The sequence below is a fragment of the Agrobacterium rosae genome (genome assembly GCF_002915175.1).
In the GTDB taxonomy this organism is placed as follows: Bacteria; Pseudomonadota; Alphaproteobacteria; order Rhizobiales; family Rhizobiaceae; genus Agrobacterium; species Agrobacterium rosae.
The window spans coordinates 63,793-84,526 of record NZ_NXEJ01000004.1; the positions used below are offsets into that span (position 1 = coordinate 63,793).

Below are 20,734 nucleotides of genomic sequence, written 5' to 3' on the forward strand. Positions count from 1 at the left end.
ATCTAACGAACCCCGACATTGAACGTGGATAGATCCTCGCCACAAGGGCGAGGATGACGCACACATTGTTGGTCTGCCTTACCCTAATTTTGGCACTCGTTTTCCGGCCCGCCGTTCCGTCAGGAAACATGCGAATGCCATGGCAGGCAGCGCAAAGCCGAGCCATGAGGCGGCGGTCCATTGGCCTTGCGAATAGGCCCAGGCACCGACCGCTGAACCAACAGCGCCACCCATGAAGAACGTCGCCATAAAGATGCCGTTGAGGCGGCTGCGGAATTCGGCACCCAGTGTGAAGATGGCGCGCTGGCCCAGCACGAGATTGGTCGTGACCGCAAAATCCAGCACGATTGCTGAGACAACCAGCAGCGCCAGTGCCAGATGCGAACCTTCGGGCGCGATGTGGGTGATGAGAAATGATGCCATACCTGCCAGCAGTGCACCCAGCGTTGCGGCCCATGTCCAGCCTCGGTCAGCCAGACGTCCCGCAATCGGCGCGGCGACGGCACCGGCGGCACCCGCCAGCGCAAACAGCGCGATTTGACCTTGGGACAACTGAAAAACCGGACCGCTGAGATACAGCGGCGTTACCGTCCAGAACAGGCTGAAGGCGGAAAACATGCCCGCCTGATAGAGAGCGCGTCGTTGCAGAAGAGGGGTGTTCGCGGCCAGCTTTGCCATGGATGCGAGCAGGGCGCGGTACGGCAGCTTCGCATCCGGCATGCGGCGTGGCAGCAGGCGATAGAGCACCAGCGCCAGCACGGCCATGACGACAGCCGATATCAGAAACACGCCGCGCCACGATACCAGCTCTGACAACACGCTGGATAGTGGTCGGGCCAGCATGATGCCGACCATCAGGCCGCTCATGATGCTGCCGACAACCCGACCGCGGCTGGCATCCGGTGTCATATGCGCGGCAAGGGGCAGAATCATCTGCACCGCTACGGAACTGATGCCGACCAGGAAAACAGCCGTGAGAAATTGCGAGGCGTGCGGTGCCAGTGCTGCCGCGACCAAAGCCGCGACCGCCATGACGACGGTTGTCACGATCAGCTTTCTGTTTTCGATGAGGTCACCCAGCGGCACGACGAACAGCAGTCCCAAGCCGTAACCGATCTGCGTCAGCGTCACGATCAACCCGGTTGCACCGGCGGAAAGGCCGAGTTCCGCACCGATGACGCCGGCCAGTGGCTGGGCGTAATAAAGGTTCGCCACGATCAAGCCGCAGGCGCTGGCCAGCAGAAAAATCATCGCGGAAGAGATCGTCTCTTCCTGTGCAGGTTCAGAACCAAGCACTGTAGATGTCATGTCAATTCTCCAAATTAGGAAACATTTGTTTCCAAAATACGCATAAAATCAGTCGAAAACCTTCATGGCCACATCGACCACCGCGTTGAGTTCCGTTTTCGTAAGGCCGGTCTTGCCGACCACCCGCATGCCGTAAATCAGGCAGAGCACCGTCTTTGCCACAGCGTCTGCATCCATGGTGTTCGATACCGAACCGTCCGCCTGTCCCTCCCGCACGAGGCGGCCCAGCATGGTTTCGCGCGCCCTGATGGCACCGCGCACGACACGCGCCGTATCCTCATCCAGAGAGGTCAGATCGGCAGCAGCGCCGACGACGAGACAGCCTTGTCCGCCTGATTGTCCCACGCAGGCATCGGCATAAAAATTCATGGCGGCCCGCAGCTTCTCGCGCCCGGTCTTGCCTGTTCGAACAGCCGCCTCGAAACGCAGCGTCTGCACCAGCTTGTAGCGCTCGACAGCGGCGATATAGATGTCCTTCTTGTCCCTGAAAGCTTTGTAGAGACTGCCTTGCGTCAGCTCCATTGCCTGCGTCAGATCACCCACGGATGTGGCGTGATAGCCGCGTTCGGAGAACACACCGATGGCTTTGTCGATGGCCAGATCGACATCGAACTCACGCGGACGTCCGCGCTGGCGAATAGGGTAAGATGGTGATGGGGCGTTGGTCATGATCGCAATATAGGAAACGATCATTTCCAAATCAAGAAGAATTTTGCGCCCGGTCGCAAAACGTGCCGGGCGCATGAAATTGTTGGGTAATCAGGCCGCTTTTCGACCGAGGAATTTTGCATCGCGGTCAGAACGAACGACGCGAACTGGCATCAGGCGCAAAACCTCGTAGGCAAAATTGCGCACATTCTCCATCGCCTTTTCGACGTTGCTGACCTTTTGACAGTCCAGCGCTTCGAGCGTGCCGCCATAATCAAAAATATCGCGGAAGGCGGCGCGTTCGGCAATCGGCGTGTTCAAAACGCGAACGTTCTTCTCCGCCAGCAGCGCCTTGACGAGCAGCATGGAGCGGGTGCTGATCATGGCGTTGACGCGTGTGAGCACGACGGAATGATCGATCTTCATGCCCATCTTGCGGTTGAGAAGCTCGATATGCTCCAGCACTTCGGATGCGCCGCGGGCATCCATGGCAGAGCCCTGAACGGGGATCAACACGTGGTCGGAAATTCCGAGCGCCATCGTCAGCAGGGGACTTTTGGTGCCTGGGAGGTCGATGATGAAACAGTCCGTATTGGACCTGTTCTCGCGAATATGCGTTTCCATCGACGCCATGGTGACGTGTGAGATGACCGAGAGGTTTTTCATCTCACCGGACATTTCGGACCAGCGCGAAATCCACAATTGCGGATCGGCATCCAGAACGGTTACGCGGTGACCCATGCGGGCAAGTTCGGTGGCGAGCAGTAGAACGGCCGTGGTCTTGCCAGCGCCGCCCTTGGTATTTGCAAATGTAATGACTGGCATAAGGGCCCCCGAATGCAGAGCCTGAATTCATCGCTCTTCAACGCACCGCGACATTCATGGTGCGATGCATATTGTTAACGAAGATGGTTAACGAAATGGAAATATCGGAGATGGATTGGTGTATGGCGTTGCGTTTTTTGCAGGTTGCAACCGGTCGCCACACACTGCCCTCATGCTGAGGCGCCGCGCAGCGCCCTCTAAGCATCCGTCCGGACATTTCGGCCAAAGCCCGCACCCCTCGTCCTTCGAGGGTAGTGTTGCTCCTACCTCTCCTTCGACAGGCTCAGGATGATGGATGAGGAGTGCTGCCTTCTGAATGCCTTAGCGCTGCGACTTCGCCATTTGAGTCAGCGTCTTCGCAAGTTGATTGACGTTCTCCACACGCTCTTCAAACCACAACCGCGCAAGGTCACTCACCGAGGCGAGATTAATGCCATCCGGGTCGATCGACGTGATTTTCCATGCGCCTGATTTTCTGCCTGCCATGACCGCCAGCCGTGATGCTTCGCCCTTTATGGCGTTGAGGCGGGTGACCTCGGCCTCCAGCTCATCTGCACCTGAAAGATCCGTGCGCAGATCAGCGGGCGTGATGTTGCTGGCATTGCGGGCAGGGCCGCCGTTGATTTGGACACCTTCGATATTCAGGCGGTAAAGCTGCGTATCCGGCAGCGAGAGATAGAGTTTGGCCTTGGGGTAGCGAGCGATATAGCGTGCCTTGGCCAACGGCACCTCGTCATCAACCATCAGCACCGCTTTGCCGACCAGCGTCAGCCTCGGCAGGGTCAGCGCATCGCCTTTGTTGAAAGGTGCCAGTACCAGCGAAATGCGCGGGTCGGCCTTGATGTTGCGGGCATGCAGGGCAAGGCGGGCGGTGAAGAAGAACGGTGTTCCGTCCGACTCCACGGCAATGTTGGTGGCGATGTTGTAGGGATAGCCGCTGTGCGGATCGAGCGTGGCGAGACCGGCGGTGCGGCAGGTGTGCAGGACATCGCGTGCCACGCGGACGGCTTCGAAGGGGGCGCCAGCGGAGGGTTCGATGGTTGCGTTGCGCGGGGTGATGACTGCTGGTGTCTGCTCTGCCATTTATCTTTCCTCATTCCTGTGCTTGTCACAGGAATCCAGTGCCGGCGTCTGCGCGGCGCAAGACTCCTCCCAGCCCAAAGACTTGGGCTGACTGGATTCCTGTGACAAGCACAGGAATGAGGGGGAGAGCAAGCGGCAAGATTACGTCCGCCCACGAATCTGCGCCAACGTTCGCGCAGACTTTTAGGCCTTATTCCGAATCTGTGTCAGCGTCTTCGCAGGCGTAATCGCCTCCGGGTCGAGCTTCACCTCGATAATCGCAGGCTTACCGCTGGCACGGGCACGTTCATAAGCCGGTCCGAAATCTTCCGTTTTCTCGACGATTTCGCCGTGGCCGCCATAGGCTTTGGCGAAGGCGACGAAGTCGGGGTTGACGAGATCGGTGCCGCTGACGCGGCCGGGATATTCCCGTTCCTGATGCATGCGGATGGTGCCGTAGGTGCCGTTATTGACCAGCACGGTGATGATGGGCAGGCCGTAGCGCACGGCGGTGATAAATTCCTGCCCGTGCATCATGAAGCAGCCATCACCGGCAAAGCACACGACTTCGCGTTCCGGGAACAGGTGCTTGGCGGCCACCGCAGCAGGCAGGCCGTAACCCATGGAGCCGGAGGTGGGTGCCGATTGCGTGTTGAAACGCTGGAAACGGTGGAAGCGGTGCAGCCATGTGGCGTAATTGCCCGCGCCGTTTGTGAAGATGGCGTCAACAGGCGTATTGGCTTCGATCCAGTCCATGATCGGCCCCATCTGCACCGGGCCGGGGCCGGTTTTTGGCGGGGTGGACCATTTCAGATAGGCTTCGTGCATGGCAGCGGTGCGCTCTGCCCAGACGGGGTTTTGCGGCGCTTCCAGTGTCGAAAGCGCTTCCACAAATTCCGTGGGGGATGCACAGATGGCAAGGTCTGGCCGGTAGACGCGGCCAAGCTCTTCCGCTTGAGGATAGACATGCACCAGCGTTTGCGATGGGTAGGGGATGTTGAGCAGGGTGTACCCGGAAGACGGCATTTCCGAGAGGCGACCGCCCAGGAGGATGATCAGATCGGATTGCTTGATTTCCTTCGACAGCGCCGGATTGATACCAATGCCGACATCGCCCGCATAGGACGGGCTGAGGTGATCGAACAGCGCCTGGCGGCGGAAGGAGCAGCCGACGGGCAGCTTGAAGGTCTCAGCGAATGTCTTGAATTTCGCCACGCAGTCTTCCGTCCAGCGCGTGCCACCGACGATGACCATGGGACGCTGGGCCGCATTCAGAAGCTCTGCGAATTTGGCCATCTGCTTCGGGCCGGGGTGGTTTTCAACTGGTGTGTAGGGCTGGGCTTCCGGTGCGTCCACCAGATCGACCAGCATATCCTCGGGCAGGCTCAAAACGACAGGGCCGGGACGACCAGAGGTGGCGACGGCAAAGGCACGGGTGACGAATTCCGGGATGCGGCGGGCATCATCGATTTCGCCGACCCATTTGGCAAATTCGGTGAAGGCGCGGCGATATTCGACCTCTTGGAAAGCCTCACGCTCGCGTGCATCGCGCTGGACCTGGCCGATGAACAGGATCATCGGAATGGAATCCTGCATGGCGATGTGCAGACCGGCGGAAGCGTTGGTGGCACCGGGGCCGCGGGTGACCATGCAGATGCCGGGCTCGCCTGTCAGTCGCCCCCAGGTATCGGCCATCATTGCAGCCCCACCTTCCTGACGGCAGATGACGGTTTCGATGCCGCTTTCGTAGAGCGCATCCAGCACGGCCAGATAGCTTTCGCCCGGCACGCAGGAAACACGCGAAACGCCATTGGCTTTCAGGGCTTCGACAATCAACTGTCCGCCGGTTCTTTTCATGGTGCCAGGTTCCTTTCTATGTCGTCCAACTCAGCCAGCACTTCTGCCTGATGTTCGCCAAGTCGCGGGCTGGGCCGCTCATAGCGCAGAGGCGTTTCCGATAATACGATAGGTGTTCTTACACCAGGAATGACGGTGCCGTCTGCTGCTGGAAGATCAACGCGCAGACCACGTGACTGGACTTGAGGGTCGGCAAACATTTCCTCGATAGAATTGATGGGTCCGGCAGGAACGGCGTTGGTTTCGCATGCCGTCAGCAGGTCGCGCTTCATCCATTTAAGCGTCTCGGTGGAGACGATCTGACGGACCTCGACCTTATGGGCCACGCGCGCCTTGTTGGTCGCGTAGCGCTCATCATCGGCGATCGCATCGATGCCTAGGATTTTGCAGAGGCGACGGAACTGCCCGTCATTGCCCACAGCTAGAATGAGGAAGCCGTCGGCGGTCGGCACGACCTCATAGGGCGAGATGTTCGGGTGGGCGTTGCCCAGCCGCACGGGGGCCTTGCCGGAAATGAGGTAGTTCATGTTCTGGTTGGCCAGAACGGCAGACTGCACATCCAGCAGCGCCATATCGATATGCTGGCCCTGGCCGGTGCGCATGGCGTGGATGAGGGCGGCCTGAATGCCGGTGACGGAATAGATGCCGGTGAAGATATCGGCAACCGCAACGCCCGCCTTCATCGGCTGACCATCCGGCTCGCCGGTGATCGACATGAAACCCGACATGCCCTGAACGATGTAATCGTAACCGGCAAAATCCGCATAAGGGCCAGTCTGGCCGAAGCCGGTGATGGAGCAATAGATGAGCTTGGGATTCAGCGCCCGGAGCGACTGGTAATCCAGCCCGTATTTCTCCAGCCCGCCACGCTTGAAGTTTTCGATCACGACATCGGCGGTCTTCACCAGCCTGCGCACCGTCTGGCGGCCTTCGTCGGTCTTCAGATCGAGTGTGATGGAGCGCTTGCCGCGATTGGTGGAGTGATAATAGGCGGCGGAAAGATTATCGCCATCCTTGCTCTCCACGAAGGGCGGCCCCCAGGCGCGCGTGTCATCACCACCATCAGGGCTCTCCACCTTGATGACGTCAGCCCCCATATCGGCCAGCATCTGCCCGGCCCAGGGACCGGCCAGCACGCGTGCGAGTTCGATGACACGAATGCCGGTCAGCGGCGGTTGTTTTTTCTTGGAAGGTTCGGCCATGTCTTTCTCACAATTTTCAGGAGTTTATAGACGGACGAACTTTTGCGCGCATGTGAAATTATCTCATGGGAGCATTCCGATTTGGAAATGAAATGCGGTTTTTGCTTCCGACCTCCCTCATTCCTGTGCTTGTCACAGGAATCCAGTCAGCCCAGTCTTGGGCTGGGGAGGGTCCTTTCGCCGCGCGGACGCGCGTCGGCTGGATTCCTGTGACGAGCACAGGAATGAGGGTAGCGGGTGGTCAACCCGTGATTTTCCGCGCCCATGCCGCGAAATCGGCTGCCGGAAGTTCCCAGCCGATTTCGTGCAGGGTTTCGTGGCGCATGTTGGGGTAGATTGTGTCTTCTACACGCGTGAAGCCCGCATCGCGGAACTGTCCTGCCAGCCAGACAATCTCGCGACCGTTGTTGGTGGCCGCGTCTTCGTTGCCGCTAACGAGGAGGATGGGTAGGTCTTTGGGCAGGCGGGACAGGAGTTTCGGGCCGCGATAGGACATTTCGAAGACGTCTTGCCACAGCGAAACGCTGGCTTCGAACTGGCAGAGCGGATCGCCGACATAGGCATCGACTGCCGCCTTGTCGTGGCTCAGCCAATCGGCCACCGTGCGTTTTTCCGGCATCTTGCTGTTCCAGATGCGGAAGGTCGCTTTGGGCAGGATGGCGCTTGGGACATCGGAGCCTTTCAGCATTTTTTCGATGCGCAGAACGATTTGCGCCAGGCGGCCCATGATGCCGGGGTTGAGGTTGGAGTTCCAGATCGACAGGGCATCGAAGCTGCCGGGATTGCTGACGGCGGTGTTCAGCGCGATGAGGCCGCCCATGGAGTGCCCAAAGAGGATGACGGGCAGGCCGGGGTGGCGTTCGCCAACCAGAGTGCGCATGGCCATGACATCGCTGATGACCTTGGTGACGCCCTCTTTCCAGGCGAAACGGCCGATGGGGGCGTCGTCTGCCTTGGTGCGGCCGTGGCCACGATGGTCGTGGGCGTAGACCTCGAAGCCCTGTTGCGCCATGACATCGGCAAAGCGGCGGTATCGGCCCGCATGTTCCACCAGTCCGTGGCAAATCATCAGGACGCCCTTTGGTTGGCCGTGCGCCGGCTCATGCCGGTAGGCGATGGACGAGCCTGACGGACTTGCCAGCCGATTGATTTCACTGAAGGCCATATCGTCCATTCATCTCTCCGCAGCGGTGCTTATTGTTGGGCAAGAGGTTGCTCCCAGGCCCTATTTACCCTACATAGCGGCAAATTTCCCATTCGAATTTTCAAATCTGACGCGGAGCATTCGCTACAATGGCACGTCAATTCATCTACCACATGTCGGGGCTGAACAAGGCTTACGGCGCGAAGAAAATCCTTGAGAACGTCAACCTGTCCTTCTACCCGGATGCCAAGATCGGTATTCTCGGCCCCAACGGTGCCGGTAAGTCCACCGTGCTGCGCATCATCGCCGGTCAGGACAAGGAATTCACCGGCGAGGCGTGGCTTGCCGAAGGCGCGACCGTTGGTTACCTCGAGCAAGAACCGCATCTGGACGAGACCAAGACAGCGTTCGAAAACGTCATGGTCGGCGTGGCCGACAAGACGGCCGTGCTTGAGCGCTACAACGAACTGATGATGAACTATTCCGACGAAACTGCTGACGAAGGTGCCAAGCTTCAGGACATCATCGACAGCCAGAACCTGTGGGATCTGGAACAGCAGGTCGAAATGGCCATGGAAGCCCTGCGCTGCCCGCCAAAAGAGAGCGACGTTTCCCTGCTGTCCGGTGGTGAGCGCCGTCGTATTGCGCTGTGCCGTCTGCTTCTGTCCAAGCCGGACCTACTGCTGCTTGACGAACCGACCAACCACCTTGACGCCGAAACCATTGCCTGGCTGGAAAAGCACCTGCGCGATTACCCCGGTGCCGTGATGATGATTACCCACGATAGATACTTCCTGGATAATGTCACTGGCTGGATTCTCGAGCTCGACCGTGGTCGCGGCATTCCTTACGAAGGCAACTACTCGGCTTACCTGACGGCGAAAGCCAAGCGCATGCAGCAGGAAGCCCGCGAAGATGCAGGCCGCCAGAAGGCGATTTCCCGCGAACAGGAATGGATCGCATCCAGCCCGAAGGCGCGTCAGGCCAAGTCCAAGGCGCGTATCAAGTCCTACGAACAGCTGGTGGATGCCGCCGACAAGCAGCGTCCCGGCGACGCGCAGATCATCATCCCCGTGTCCGAGCGTCTCGGCCAGGTAGTCATCGAGATGGAAGGCATCGTGAAGGGCTTTGAAGGCCGCACGCTGATCAACGACCTGTCGATCAAGCTGCCACCGGGCGGTATCGTCGGCATCATCGGCCCCAACGGTGCCGGTAAAACGACGCTGTTCAAGATGATCACCGGTCAGGAAAAGCCCGATAGCGGTTCGGTTCGCATTGGTGAGACCGTGCAGCTTGGCTATGTCGACCAGAGCCGCGATGCGCTGGATGGCAGCAAGACCGTCTGGGAAGAAATCTCCGGCGGTGCCGAAATCATCAAGCTCGGCAAGTTCGACATGAACTCCCGCGCCTATTGCGGTGCCTTCAACTTCAAGGGTGGTGACCAGCAGCAGAAGGTGGGCAACCTCTCCGGTGGTCAGCGCAACCGCGTGCACCTGGCCAAGATGCTGAAGGCGGGCGGTAACGTTCTCCTCCTCGACGAACCGACCAACGACCTTGATACGGAAACACTCGGCGCGCTGGAAACAGCACTCGAAAACTTCGCCGGCTGCGCCATCATCATCAGCCACGATAGAATGTTCCTCGACCGCCTTGCCACCCACATCCTCGCGTTTGAAGGCGATGGCCACGTGGAATGGTTCGAAGGCAACTTCGAAGACTACGAACAGGACAAGGTCCGCCGTTTGGGCGCAGATGCGCTCAACCCTGGCAGCCAGGCGTATAAGCGTTTGACGCGCTGATTTGCCGATAAAATAAGCGAACGTCAGAGCCGTTGCATCAATTTGATGCAACGGCTTTTATTTTGTGCAATCTATACTTATCGATTATTGTCGAATAAATCGTCACCCTTGAGAAATACTTTCGATTTAGTCTTATTTAATAAAGGTGATGTTTATTCGGTGTCGCGCATATGACTTGCGGCATTCGGTGGCATGAGGTCACGACACAGGAGCGAACCTCATGAAATTGGTTGACATTGCCATCAGCAAACGGCTTTGGGCTGCCGTTACACTGCCCATGCTCGCAGCCGGTTATCTGTCATATGTTCAACTTTCGGCACGCCTCAACGACTATCACAACATGAATGATGTCGTTATGATCAGCGACCAGTTGAAGAAATTGAGCGACATTGCGCACTCCCTTCAGGTCGAGCGCGGATTGACGGCGGGTTTTATCGGTTCGAAGGGGACGAAGAATGTTTCCGAACTTTCGAACGCGCGCGCCCAAACTGACGGTGTTGCAGGTAAGTTCGACGCGATTTCCGCATCCCTTTCGGACGTAAGCGGCGGCACTGTCGCAGCAAAATACGCCGATGCCAAAGCAAGTCTTGCCACGGCGTTGCAGGTCCGGCGGTCCGTAGATAGTCTTTCGGCTAGCGGCGCCCAGGCCTTCGGCTCTTATACTTCGGCAATCACCAATATTGTTTCGATTGCATCCGATCTCGTTGATGAGGTGGGGGACCCGGATATTGCTCGCCAGATCGGTGCCTATGCGGAGTTGATGAAGGCCAAGGAACTTGCCGGGCAGGAACGTGGTCTCGCCAACGGTTTCATAACGGCAAAGAAGATGGACCCAACCCGTTTTGCCGATTTCGCAGCCATGGCCGGTGGCCAGCAAGCTTTGATTGATACGTTTCTGCTGGCGCAAACGCCGCAGCGCAAAGCAAGCTACGCCGATCTCCTGTCCGCCGCTTCCAAGGACATTGCCGAGTTCCGCTCACGAATCGTTGGGGGCGGGCAGGGTGCCGATCTGAGCGGTCTGGACAGCGCGACGTGGTTTGCTACGGCCACCAAACGGATCGATCAGTTGAAACAGATCGAAACGGACAATCTGGCAGACATTTCTAATCTCGCAAAAGCGGGTGCCGGTAAGGCGTTTCAGACACTTCTCATCATCGGCTTGCTGACCCTTGCGGGTGGCATCGTGATGGTGATTTTCTCCGGCATCATGGCCATGACTGTTGTTCGCCCCATCGGAAAAATGGTGGGTGCCATGGGTCGGCTTGCCAAAGGTGAAATCGACAATGCTGCCATCGCCTCGGGCCGCAAGGACGAGATCGGCGATATGGAGCAGGCCGTCGAAATCTTCCGGCAGTCTGCCATCCGTAACCGTGAACTGGAAGCGGCAGAGGCCGACAACCGCGCCCAGGCCGAGCGTGAACGGGTGGACATGCAACGGGCAGCAGAAGCCGAGGCCGAGGCGCGTCTGGTGCAGGCCACCAGCACTTTTGCCGCCAGCATGAAGCGTCTAGCTGCGGGCGATATGCTATGCGAATTGCACGAGCCGCTATCATCGCAGTTCGAAACTTTGCGCGTCGACTTCAACAGTTCGGTTCGCCAGTTGCGCGAGACGCTGTCCAGCGTTGGCCAGTCGGTCTCGACAGTGACGAGCGGCTCGCATGAAATCTCGTCTGCATCGGATGATCTGGCCAAGCGCACCGAGCAGCAGGCTGCATCGCTGGAGGAAACGGCGGCGGCGCTTGAGCAGATCACCGCCAATGTGACCTCGACATCGAAACGTTCAGCCGAAGCTCGGGGCGTGGTGCGGACTGCGCGCGAAAAGGCAAGCAATTCCAGTGACGTGGTTCGCAATGCGGTTGCGGCGATGGAGAAGATCGAAAATTCCTCGAAGCAGATCGGTCAGATCATCGGCGTTATCGACGAGATTGCCTTCCAGACCAACCTTCTGGCGCTGAACGCCGGTGTCGAAGCGGCACGTGCCGGTGAAGCGGGCAAGGGCTTTGCTGTCGTCGCGCAGGAAGTGCGCGAACTGGCGCAGCGGTCTGCCAAGGCTGCCAAGGAGATCAAGGAGTTGATCAGCAACTCTGCGATTGCCGTGGGTGAGGGTGTGCGGCTGGTGAGTGATACCGGTGCCGGGCTTGGCGAGATCGCCGAACTGGTGCAGACGGTCAACGTGCATATGGAGGCGATTGCCACGGCTGCGCAGGAGCAGTCCTCCGGGCTTGCCGAAGTCAACACGGCGGTCAACCATATGGACCATGCGACGCAGCAGAATGCGGCGATGGTCGAAGAGATGAACGCCGCCGGTGCCTCGCTTGCCCAGGAAAGCGCCAACCTGAACGGCCTTCTTTCGAACTTCCAGCTGGGTCAAAAGGATGCCCGCAGGCAGGCTCCGGCCACACGCCCGGTACCTCAGGCGGCGCGCCCCGCGACCAGCCCTGCCCGCCGCAGCGTTCCGATGAGTCATGGCAACGCCGCGCTGGCGGTGACGTCGGACTGGGAAGAGTTCTGACCCTATTAACGCGGGGCTTCCGTACTCAACGGAAGCTCCACAAAATCGCCGATACCGCTTCGGCGTTTAACGCGCTCCTGAGTAATATCTAGACTAATGTCTTGATATCCAGAATTTCCACCATGGTCGTTTCCCCTTGGTTTTTATCTGCCGATAACCAGTTCCGGAGACATGATGTTGGTAGACCCCAGGCGAGGGCTCTACCAAGCCCGCTGGCAGAGGGAATGGTTCTTCTTTGTCCAGTAGAATGTTGCTTATCAGAAAACCCAGCAATTGGGCTTGATAGGCAGTTGTGCTTTTGGCGACGACTTCGGCGTCACATACGGCCTGACGTACTTTTGCGCCGTTCTGATCTGGTTCAAAATCGACCCGGTAAACACCTTTGCCGGTCCAACTTCGGTGCAGGAAAAGGGACGATTCCGAAAAGTAGATGAACCATTTATCTTCCATCCCTGCTGGTGAGAACCCACTCTGGATGCGGTCATAGTCTTCTGCTGAGAAGGTCGCATCATAAGGGATTTTCGTCACATCATCAAACGGTTGCCGCTGTCTGTCATCGGGTTTGACTGTCATCTCAATTCCGTTTCGCACGCATGGGAAAGTGATTTGCCGTTGGCACTTACGGTTAGGTCATAGGAGATACCCTTGCGAATGGCAGCGTAAAGAAGGCACGATTGCCCTATCTCAGCTTGGCATGCGCCCAAGGCTTTCGTTTCATCCGACAGTGAGCAGCTGCCTTCGCACCTGCCAGCATAAAATTTAGTTTGTTTCTCATCGGAATAGAGGAGCGCGGTATCGTCGCCGTAAGTTTTGCTCAACGCCTCTTTGAGTGGTGCGCAGAACTTTTTGGTATCCAACCACAAAAACATGCCCGCTTGGTCTCCGTCAAAGACGCCGTCGGCAATCGCTCTCTTCTGATCAAAAACCTGGACATCGGTGGCTTGTGCCGTGCTAGCTAAACCCAGAAGCAAAGCTCGGAATGCTAACACAACAAGCCACCTGGAAATGAATTTTAGAGCCAAATTCTCATCCATCGATTGTGTTGTCGCGGCAACATACAATTAGCATGCTGCCATTACAGTGCAACGACCATGATATCATGGAGTGCTAGCCAACCATCATTGATGGAAGGGCGAGATTTCTCTACGTGAACGCCTCTCCCATCTTGCATATCCCCACTAATCGTATAAAGATATCTTTATATGTTGATTGGCTTGAGGTTTGTGAATTGGCTCTAGGGCTTGATAATCTGGTGGGGCTGTTGAAGGCGGCGGGGGAGCCGACGCGGTTTCGGTTGTTGGCGCTGTTGGGCGCGGGCGATCTGACCGTGACGGATCTGACCGAGATTCTCGGCCAGTCGCAACCGCGTATTTCGCGGCACCTGAAGCTTCTGGCCGAAGAAGACCTGATCGACCGGTATCAGGAAGGTGCCTGGGCATACTTCCGTTTGAAGCAGGATGGCAAGGCCGCCGAGCTGGTCAAACAGCTTCTGTCCGTCGCGTCTCCTAACGACGCCGTTCTTTTGCGGGATTTCGAACGGCTTTCCTCCGTCAAGCGGGTGAGGGCGGAGCGGGCGCAGGATTATTTCAGCCGCAATGCGTCCGCTTGGGACGAGCTTCGCCGTCTGCACGTCAGCGACGATGCGGTGGAGAGCGCGCTTTCGAAACTGATCGGCACGACGCCTGTCGATTCCATGCTGGATCTTGGCACTGGCACGGGCCGCATTCTTCAGCTTCTCAGCGGTATCTATCGCCGCGCGATTGGCATCGATGCCAGCCGGGATATGCTGGCGGTCGCCCGCTCCAATCTGGACAAGGCTGGGGTGGCACATGCTTCCGTGCGCCATGGCGATATCCTGAACCTGCCGCTGGAGAGCCAGGATTTCGATCTGGTGGTGGTTCACCAGGTGCTGCACTTCCTCGACCATCCCGAAATGGCGCTTGCCGAGGCGGCACGCATGCTGCGCCCGAATGGCCGGTTGGTGATCATCGATCTGGCACCGCACACGCTGGAATATCTGCGGGAAGACCATGCGCATGTTCGTCTTGGTTTCTCGCATCAAACCATGGAAGAGTGGCTGAAAAAGGCGGGGCTTTTGCCCGAGAAGGCAGTCGATCTGCATTCCGGCAACGCCTCTGCCCAGTCTCTCGATGTAACAATCTGGGTTGCGCGCGATCCGCGTCTGCTGATTGCGGGCGAACAGGTCATCGACGCACCGCTTCTTTCAGCCGGGAGGGCATGACATGACAAAAACCGAGGCAGACCGCCAGAATAGCGGAAATTTCAAGCTCTCCTTCGAGTTCTTCCCTCCGAAGAATGCCGATATGGACGTGCAGCTTTGGGAGACGGTCGAGGAGCTTTCGCGCTGGAACCCGGACTTCGTTTCCGTGACCTACGGTGCTGGCGGCACGACAAAGGCACCGACGCTGGTTGCGGTCGACCGGATGATTTCCGTGGCCGGTTTGTCGACCGCCTCGCACCTGACCTGTGTCGATGCCAGCAAGCAGGAAGTGCACGACGTTGTGGAAGAGCTGCGCGGTATCGGCGTCAAGCATTTCGTGGCGTTGCGCGGCGATCCATCAACTGGCCCCGGCACGGCCTACAAACCGCATCCCGATGGCTACGAGAATGCAGCAGCGCTGGTTCGCGGTCTGTGCGAGATCGATGATTTTCAGATTTCGGTCTCGGCCTATCCTGAAAAGCATCCGGAAAGCGAAAGCACCGATGTCGATATCGATATGCTCAAGCGCAAGGCCGATAACGGTGCTACGCGCGCCCTGACGCAATTCTTCTTCGATAATGCGATGTTCGAGCGGTATATGGAGCGGGTTACCAAGGCTGGCATTACCATTCCGGTCGTTCCCGGCATCATGCCCATTCAGAACCTGACGCAGTTGAAGCGGTTTGCCGGGCGTTGTGGCACGACTATTCCAGCGTTTCTCGATGAGCGATTTGCCGGTTACGATGAAAACCCCGTCGAGCGTGCAAAGGTGGCGGCGGATGTGGCTGCCGAGCAGATTCTCGATCTGCAAAGCAAGGGCATCAACGAGTTTCATCTCTACACCATGAACCGTGCGCCGCTGGTGAATGCGGTTCTGGAAAATGTCGGCTTCCGACCTTTGAAACAATCGGCTGCCTAAACAGCATCCACTCCCATATGAAAAAAGCGCAGGTCCCGAAAACCTGCGCTTTTTTAATGGCTTATGATAATCAACGACTGGGTGTGCGTGTTAAACCCCAAAGTCGCTTGTCAGATGAACAGCATCACTCCGACAAACGCAAACGCTACACCGATTGCTAAGGCATTAAGAGAATTTGATAGTGCCATGCTCTGCCTCCATTGTGTTGACAGTAATCATTATGACCGTTTTGTGTCTCTTGGAAAGCGGTTTCTATGATGCAGTGCACACGAAAGAGCGAGTATTTCCGTCGCTTGGCCTCAATGCGTTGAAAAACAACTTATATTACGGTTTGAAAAATTCGGTGCGAGTAGGCCACAAACGTAAACGGCCATGGTTAATGCCATGGCCGTTTTATGACTTTCCGTCATGCCGGACTTGATCCGGCATCTAGCAGCACCGAGTCTGCGGTGCGTAAGAGTCCTTTGAACTGACGGAGGTCAGGTCTCTGGTTCCCGGATCAAGTCCGGGATGACGGGGGAGACCGATCAGAGAGCGTCAAGCAGCGCGCGGGTTGGCCAGCCATCAGCGGGCAGGCCGAGGCGCTGCTGTTCGCGCTGAACGGCAATGCGGGTGCCGGAGCCGAGGATGCCATCGATCTTGCCAACGTCATGGGTCTTGGCGTCGAGCTTGGTCTGCAGTTCCTTCATGGCGGCATCGTCAAGGCCGGGCTCAGGATTGCCTTTTGCATAAACCGGTGCGCCCATGAAGCGGGTCGCGAAATAGGCGGCGGACGTGGTGTAGATGAAGGACTGGTTCCATTCCAGATAGATGTTGAAGTTGGGGTAGGTGATGAAGGCCGGGCCCTTGCGGCCCTGGGGCAGGATGAGCGCTGCGGGCAGGGCGGCGAACGTCTTGTTGCCATCCTTTGGCGTAACGCCGAGGTTGAACCATTCGTTTGCCGTCAGCGTGCCGCCTAGACCGGATTTTTCCCAGGGCAGGTTCTCAGGTACGGAGACTTCCTGAATCCAGGGCTCGCCCTTCTTGAAGCCGAGATGCTGGATGAACTTCGCAGCCGTCAAAATGGCATCCGGGCTGCTGGACTTGACGTTGATGTGGCCATCGCCATCACCATCCACGCCGAAGGCAATGATGTCCTTCGGCAGCATCTGCACCTGGCCGATTTCACCAGCCCATGCGCCGGTGTTGGTGGCCGGGTCGAGATCGCCGTGCTGCACCATTTCGGTGAGCGCGATGAGTTGCGGGCGGAACAGTTCCGGGCGGCGGCAATCATGCGAGAGTGTGACAAGCGCGTTGCGGGTGTTGAAATCACCCTGAACGGCACCGAAGTCTGTTTCCATCGCCCAGAATGCGGCGATGACGCCTGCGGGAACGCCGAACTCATCTTCTGCGCGCTTGAAGGTGGTGTTCAGCTCCTGGATTTTCTTGCGGCCCATATCAAGGCGGCCCTGGCTGACGGTGCGTTGGGAGAACTCGAGGAAGGTCTGGCGGAAGACGCCTTGGGCGCGGTCACGGGACAGGACCTTCTGGTCGATCTGTGCGCCAGCCAGCGCCTTGTCCACAGCTTCTGATGGCACGCCCTTGCCGACGGCTTCGGTCTTCACACCTTGCAGGAAGGTGTTGAGATCGCCACCGCAGGCGACCTGCTTCGGGTCATCCGGCGAAGCCACGGGGGTGACGGCGAGTGCCGAGCCGCAGGACAATGTAAAAACGGTGGCAGCAAGTGCAAAGCTGCGTGGCGAAAAGCTGAACATCAGAATTCCTCAAATGTGCGATTTAGACCATGCGTTCGCCAAATTTTATGGCAGAAGCGTGGGCAAGACAGTGGAAATGCGTCAACAGACGTTTGTTTCCAACGCCATGCGATCAATTCACAGCACATCTGCTGGAATTGCCGCAAAAATCAAGTTGAAATCTCTGAATCAGCCGCGCGGCTGGTTGGCGGATGCCACCCATGTGCGCCAGTTCTTTTCCGTACCAGCGAAGACGTTGATATCTGTTGGCGTGGAAATCCCGGGGATGACGCCGGTGCCGGTATATTGCCAGAAGGCCCATTGGCGATCGCTATAGATTTGCGCCGGATGGGCAGCGACGGAGCGGACCCAGAACGGGTAGTTCTTGAACTGGCCGACCAGATTATCGCGGTGGAAATCGACGCTGGTGTAGATGATCGGGCGCTTGCCGTAATGGCGTTCGATGCGGGTGAGGAACTGCTGGATTTCGGCGCGGACCACATCCGGTGAAGGCCGTGTCTTGCAGGTGGGGGAGGCGGGGTTCCATTCCACGTCCAGCACTGGCGGCAGCTTCATGGATTCTTTCGGGACGCTGCGAATGAACCAGTCGGCCTGCGCATCCGCCGACGCGCAGAAATAATAGAAGTGATAGGGCGCGTGCGGCACGCCCGCGGCTGAGGCTTCGCGCCAATATTCATCGAAGCGCGCATCGATACGGTCCGTGCCCTCGGTTGCCTTGATGAAGGCAAAGGACACGCCGGATTTGCGGACCGTCGCCCAGTCGATATCGCCATTCCACTTGGACACGTCGATGCCGTGCACATCGTGCTTGTGCGGCGAGCGCGCGCCGAAATCCTGCGGATCATTATCCTTGAAGCGCGGCTTGGCGACGGACGCCGTCTCTAGGAAATCGTAACTGGTGGAGGTGCAGCCGCTCAACAGGAGGATGGACGCGAAAAGAGCTGGAAGTAGCCGCTGCATGATGATCCCAGTGAAACGAATGAAAGCCCCGCCGGCTGCCTGGTGAGAAGCGCCGTAATCTCCTGTTTACCATAACAGGGTAAACAAGCCGTTATGGCAAGATGGGCGACGGGAAATTCTGCGGCTTTGAAATAGCGAAGGCAGTGGGTGTGGCTTACCCCCCTCTGTCCTGCCGGACATCTCCCCCACAGGTAGGGAGATCGAATCGCGGTGAGGCCTCGGCCATCTCGAACGCTGCGGATAGAGTGGCGAGCGTGCACCTAGCCAATCTCCCCCCTTGAGGGGGAGATGCCCGGCAGGACAGAGGGGGGTAAGCCACACCCACTGCCATGCGCTACGTTTCGACTTCAGCCCCTCGGCAGCGTCAGCACCGCACGCCACGCATATCCTCGGGCAATCGGCTGGAACTCCAGCGTTGCGTTGTGGCTGCCAGCCAGAGCTTCCAGAACATAACGCATGTTGGCGCGGGGCGTAACGTGGAATTTGGTGAGCCATGCCTGCAGCAGAGTACGAAAGGGGCGGGGCAGGCCTTCTTGCTGGCCGAAATCCACGATGTGCAGGGAGCCGCCGGGTGCGAGGGACGCCAGCGCGCGTTCCACGGCCTTTTCCCAGTCCGGTATCATAGATACGGCATAGGAAATCATGATTCGGTCGAAGCCTTCGTTGCGGGCGAATTCGCTGAGCCTGAAGGTTGTCGCATCCGACACGCGCAATACCGGCCGTTCCTGACGCCCGCCAAAGTTCTCGGCCGCCGTCGTCAGCATTTCGGCCGAGATATCGAGGCCGTAAATCTTTGCGGTGGGGAACAGCTTCGATGCACGCAGAAGATTGCGGCCCGTACCGCAGCCGACTTCCAGCAGACTGCCGCCCTGGGGGACATCGAGCTTGTCGATGGTCGTATCGCGACCCAGGAGGTAATATTTGCGGGTGATGTCGTAGATGTGCCGCTGGTTGCGGTACATGCGGTCCATCAGGTTTGCATGATTGGCGTCACCAAGGCTGATATTGTCGCCGATGATCTTCATGCCTGAGCCCTCTGGTAGATGTGGAAGCCGCCATAGATGGCGGAGCGGTCACGGGCGTTGAGCTCATGCGAGCGCTCAGCGAGATAGGACCATTGCGCGGCAATATCCGGCGACAGGCGGCCCTCGATCACGCTCTTTTCGGCGGCAGTGCGGAAGATCACACGGGCGTCCGGTGCTGCCGTGCGGCTGATCTGCGACCACAATTCGTTGATCTGCGTGTCCGTCATCCAGTCCTGCGCATCGAGAAGCACATAGCGATCGACGGATGATGCTGGTTTGGATGCGAGCAATTCGGTGAAGGTGGCGTGGTGGACATGCACCCGCGAGGCGTTTTCACGGATGGCCTGATAATAATCGCGGCGCAGATAATCGGGCAGGTTGCCTTCCTGCGCTTGCGGGTAGCGGCGGGCGAAGGCCTGCCAGGCGAAATAATTGTCCTTCAGCGGGAAATCGCAGGCGAGTTTCTCCAGACGCTGACGCAGTACGGGGGCAATGGTGTTGCCGTCCGAAAGGCTGGCGAGTTCGTCATATTGGCGCGGCGGAATGCCGAGGCCGAACAGCGAGCTCTTGCGCTTCGTCAGCCAGCGGATGACAGGCTTGTCAAACAGGGGTGCCACCTTTTCATTGAAGAACTGGCGTTGCTCATCCATCGAGCGGGTATTGGCCATCTCCTGAAGCTTCACGCCGTGCAGACGCGCCAGCACATGGCCAACACCGATAAAGCGGCCCAAAAGGCCGGTACGGTAGATATTGCGGTCGAAGACCGAGATACGACGACGGCCGCTGAGGGTGCGCTTGGACCAATAGGCGCGGGTCTGTGCGTCGAGGTTCGGCGCGATGAACTGATCGTAGCCATCGCTGTTGGAGCGCACATTTGCGACGCCGAACTGGCGCACGACATCACCATGACCGGGCAGATGGCGGAATGCAGCCAGTTTCAGCTTGTTGAGCGCGATGTGATGCGGATTGAGATCGACCACATCGATGCGTGACGGATTGCGCGAGAGGTAAGCCAGGACATTGCAACCGCCCGAGCCGATAGTGACGATGCTGTGGTCGTCACGCAGTTCCATGGCCTGCATATCGACTTCAGGGTCTTCCCATATCTGGGGATATACCAGACCTGAAAACAAAACGCCGAACAATCTTTCAGACAGGCCGCTGGTGGACAGGGCCTTGTGCTGAAGGAGCGCGGACTTGAGTTTTACGTTTTTGCTGAAACCGGTTTTTGGCGCGACACTCGTCATCTGATTCCACCTCTCATTCGGTTGAGAGGCGTTTAGCGGTGAGACGCAACAGTTTGATGACGGGGGTGGGGGCTGCATTAAAGGTTGGCGGGTGGGGTTCACCCCCCTCTGTCCTGCCGGACATCTCCCCCTCAAGGGGGGAGATCGAATCGTAGCGACCTTTCGGCCATCTTGAACGGTGCGGGAGGAGTGATGAGCAAACGTCTAGCCGATCTCCCCACCTGAGGGGGAGATGTCCGGCAGGACAGAGG

The 20,734-nt window shown here is 58.2% G+C and carries 17 protein-coding genes; 4 read left to right on the forward strand and 13 right to left on the reverse strand.

Going from position 1 to position 20,734, the window contains the following annotated elements; all coding sequences use genetic code 11:
* Positions 1-78 precede the first annotated feature (78 nt).
* From CPJ18_RS07600 to CPJ18_RS07630, 7 genes are all read right to left on the reverse strand, one after another.
* Entirely contained in the window at positions 79-1,308 is a 1,230-nt protein-coding gene (locus CPJ18_RS07600) for an MFS transporter (protein WP_103657620.1), read from the reverse strand.
* Positions 1,309-1,356: 48 nt separating this feature from the next.
* Positions 1,357-2,001, reverse strand: a complete 645-nt coding sequence (locus tag CPJ18_RS07605) for a TetR/AcrR family transcriptional regulator (protein WP_167397857.1) — start codon at positions 1,999-2,001, stop codon at positions 1,357-1,359.
* Positions 2,002-2,067: 66 nt separating this feature from the next.
* On the reverse strand, positions 2,068-2,781 hold the full coding sequence (locus CPJ18_RS07610) for a ParA family protein (RefSeq protein WP_103657622.1): 714 nt from the start codon (positions 2,779-2,781) through the stop codon (positions 2,068-2,070).
* A 321-nt stretch (positions 2,782-3,102) separates the two neighbouring features.
* Positions 3,103-3,864 carry a HugZ family pyridoxamine 5'-phosphate oxidase gene (locus tag CPJ18_RS07615; RefSeq protein ID WP_103657623.1) on the reverse strand — a complete coding sequence of 254 codons (762 nt, stop codon included), beginning with the start codon at positions 3,862-3,864 and terminating at the stop codon, positions 3,103-3,105.
* 183 nt (positions 3,865-4,047) lie between these two features.
* Positions 4,048-5,700: a thiamine pyrophosphate-binding protein gene (locus CPJ18_RS07620; protein WP_103657624.1), complete on the reverse strand. Its 1,653-nt coding sequence runs from the start codon at positions 5,698-5,700 to the stop codon at positions 4,048-4,050.
* A complete protein-coding gene (caiB, locus tag CPJ18_RS07625; protein ID WP_103657625.1) occupies positions 5,697-6,902 on the reverse strand; it encodes a succinate--glutarate CoA-transferase in 1,206 nt (401 codons plus the stop codon). The genes CPJ18_RS07620 and caiB overlap by 4 nt, the downstream gene beginning before the upstream one ends.
* Before the next feature lie 241 nt (positions 6,903-7,143).
* On the reverse strand, positions 7,144-8,076 hold the full coding sequence (locus tag CPJ18_RS07630; protein WP_103657626.1) for an alpha/beta fold hydrolase: 933 nt from the start codon (positions 8,074-8,076) through the stop codon (positions 7,144-7,146).
* Between the two features lie 119 nt (positions 8,077-8,195).
* On the opposite strand from CPJ18_RS07630, the gene ettA reads away from it, so the two are divergent.
* A complete protein-coding gene (gene ettA, locus CPJ18_RS07635; RefSeq protein WP_077107581.1) occupies positions 8,196-9,845 on the forward strand; it encodes an energy-dependent translational throttle protein EttA in 1,650 nt (549 codons plus the stop codon).
* Positions 9,846-10,065: 220 nt separating this feature from the next.
* Positions 10,066-12,357 carry a methyl-accepting chemotaxis protein gene (locus CPJ18_RS07640; protein ID WP_146258664.1) on the forward strand — a complete coding sequence of 764 codons (2,292 nt, stop codon included), beginning with the start codon at positions 10,066-10,068 and terminating at the stop codon, positions 12,355-12,357.
* A gap of 93 nt (positions 12,358-12,450) precedes the next feature.
* Here CPJ18_RS07640 and CPJ18_RS07645 read toward each other — a convergent pair whose 3' ends face one another.
* Both CPJ18_RS07645 and CPJ18_RS07650 read right to left on the reverse strand, forming a co-directional pair.
* Positions 12,451-12,930: a hypothetical protein gene (locus CPJ18_RS07645; protein WP_103657627.1), complete on the reverse strand. Its 480-nt coding sequence runs from the start codon at positions 12,928-12,930 to the stop codon at positions 12,451-12,453.
* The gene (locus CPJ18_RS07650; RefSeq protein WP_103657628.1) at positions 12,927-13,391 is read right to left on the reverse strand and encodes a hypothetical protein; all 465 of its coding nucleotides are present in this window, start codon (positions 13,389-13,391) and stop codon (positions 12,927-12,929) included. Before CPJ18_RS07650 ends, CPJ18_RS07645 begins: the two co-directional genes overlap by 4 nt.
* A gap of 194 nt (positions 13,392-13,585) precedes the next feature.
* On the opposite strand from CPJ18_RS07650, the gene CPJ18_RS07655 reads away from it, so the two are divergent.
* Complete coding sequence (locus tag CPJ18_RS07655) at positions 13,586-14,599, forward strand: ArsR/SmtB family transcription factor (RefSeq protein WP_077107576.1); 1,014 nt, start codon at positions 13,586-13,588, stop codon at positions 14,597-14,599.
* Position 14,600: 1 nt separating this feature from the next.
* Complete coding sequence (metF, locus tag CPJ18_RS07660) at positions 14,601-15,497, forward strand: methylenetetrahydrofolate reductase [NAD(P)H] (RefSeq protein WP_103657629.1); 897 nt, start codon at positions 14,601-14,603, stop codon at positions 15,495-15,497.
* A 527-nt stretch (positions 15,498-16,024) separates the two neighbouring features.
* On the opposite strand, the gene CPJ18_RS07665 is transcribed toward metF, so the two are convergent.
* The 4 genes from CPJ18_RS07665 to CPJ18_RS07685 all read right to left on the reverse strand — a co-directional run bounded on the left by CPJ18_RS07665 (position 16,025) and on the right by CPJ18_RS07685 (position 20,483).
* Positions 16,025-17,251, reverse strand: a complete 1,227-nt coding sequence (locus CPJ18_RS07665; RefSeq protein WP_103657630.1) for a lytic murein transglycosylase — start codon at positions 17,249-17,251, stop codon at positions 16,025-16,027.
* Between the two features lie 168 nt (positions 17,252-17,419).
* Entirely contained in the window at positions 17,420-18,211 is a 792-nt protein-coding gene (locus CPJ18_RS07670) for a glycoside hydrolase family 25 protein (RefSeq protein WP_077107573.1), read from the reverse strand.
* A gap of 347 nt (positions 18,212-18,558) precedes the next feature.
* Positions 18,559-19,236 carry a class I SAM-dependent methyltransferase gene (locus CPJ18_RS07680; RefSeq protein ID WP_167397858.1) on the reverse strand — a complete coding sequence of 226 codons (678 nt, stop codon included), beginning with the start codon at positions 19,234-19,236 and terminating at the stop codon, positions 18,559-18,561.
* A complete protein-coding gene (locus CPJ18_RS07685; RefSeq protein ID WP_077107775.1) occupies positions 19,233-20,483 on the reverse strand; it encodes a BtaA family protein in 1,251 nt (416 codons plus the stop codon). Before CPJ18_RS07685 ends, CPJ18_RS07680 begins: the two co-directional genes overlap by 4 nt.
* Positions 20,484-20,734: the final 251 nt, after the last annotated feature.

What these genes read in the sequence shown, in the direction of transcription:
- CPJ18_RS07600 (WP_103657620.1), bottom strand. Translation starts at nt 1,308, where the DNA reads ATGACATCTACAGTGCTTGGTTCTGAACCTGCACAGGAAGAGACGATC.
- CPJ18_RS07650 (WP_103657628.1), bottom strand. Translation starts at nt 13,391, where the DNA reads ATGGATGAGAATTTGGCTCTAAAATTCATTTCCAGGTGGCTTGTTGTG.
- metF (WP_103657629.1), top strand. Translation starts at nt 14,601, where the DNA reads ATGACAAAAACCGAGGCAGACCGCCAGAATAGCGGAAATTTCAAGCTC.
- CPJ18_RS07645 (WP_103657627.1), bottom strand. Translation starts at nt 12,930, where the DNA reads ATGACAGTCAAACCCGATGACAGACAGCGGCAACCGTTTGATGATGTG.
- caiB (WP_103657625.1), bottom strand. Translation starts at nt 6,902, where the DNA reads ATGGCCGAACCTTCCAAGAAAAAACAACCGCCGCTGACCGGCATTCGT.
- CPJ18_RS07620 (WP_103657624.1), bottom strand. Translation starts at nt 5,700, where the DNA reads ATGAAAAGAACCGGCGGACAGTTGATTGTCGAAGCCCTGAAAGCCAAT.
- CPJ18_RS07665 (WP_103657630.1), bottom strand. Translation starts at nt 17,251, where the DNA reads ATGTTCAGCTTTTCGCCACGCAGCTTTGCACTTGCTGCCACCGTTTTT.
- CPJ18_RS07615 (WP_103657623.1), bottom strand. Translation starts at nt 3,864, where the DNA reads ATGGCAGAGCAGACACCAGCAGTCATCACCCCGCGCAACGCAACCATC.
- CPJ18_RS07610 (WP_103657622.1), bottom strand. Translation starts at nt 2,781, where the DNA reads ATGCCAGTCATTACATTTGCAAATACCAAGGGCGGCGCTGGCAAGACC.
- CPJ18_RS07670 (WP_077107573.1), bottom strand. Translation starts at nt 18,211, where the DNA reads ATGCAGCGGCTACTTCCAGCTCTTTTCGCGTCCATCCTCCTGTTGAGC.
- ettA (WP_077107581.1), top strand. Translation starts at nt 8,196, where the DNA reads ATGGCACGTCAATTCATCTACCACATGTCGGGGCTGAACAAGGCTTAC.
- CPJ18_RS07680 (WP_167397858.1), bottom strand. Translation starts at nt 19,236, where the DNA reads ATGAAGATCATCGGCGACAATATCAGCCTTGGTGACGCCAATCATGCA.
- CPJ18_RS07605 (WP_167397857.1), bottom strand. Translation starts at nt 2,001, where the DNA reads ATGATCGTTTCCTATATTGCGATCATGACCAACGCCCCATCACCATCT.
- CPJ18_RS07630 (WP_103657626.1), bottom strand. Translation starts at nt 8,076, where the DNA reads ATGGACGATATGGCCTTCAGTGAAATCAATCGGCTGGCAAGTCCGTCA.
- CPJ18_RS07685 (WP_077107775.1), bottom strand. Translation starts at nt 20,483, where the DNA reads ATGACGAGTGTCGCGCCAAAAACCGGTTTCAGCAAAAACGTAAAACTC.
- CPJ18_RS07640 (WP_146258664.1), top strand. Translation starts at nt 10,066, where the DNA reads ATGAAATTGGTTGACATTGCCATCAGCAAACGGCTTTGGGCTGCCGTT.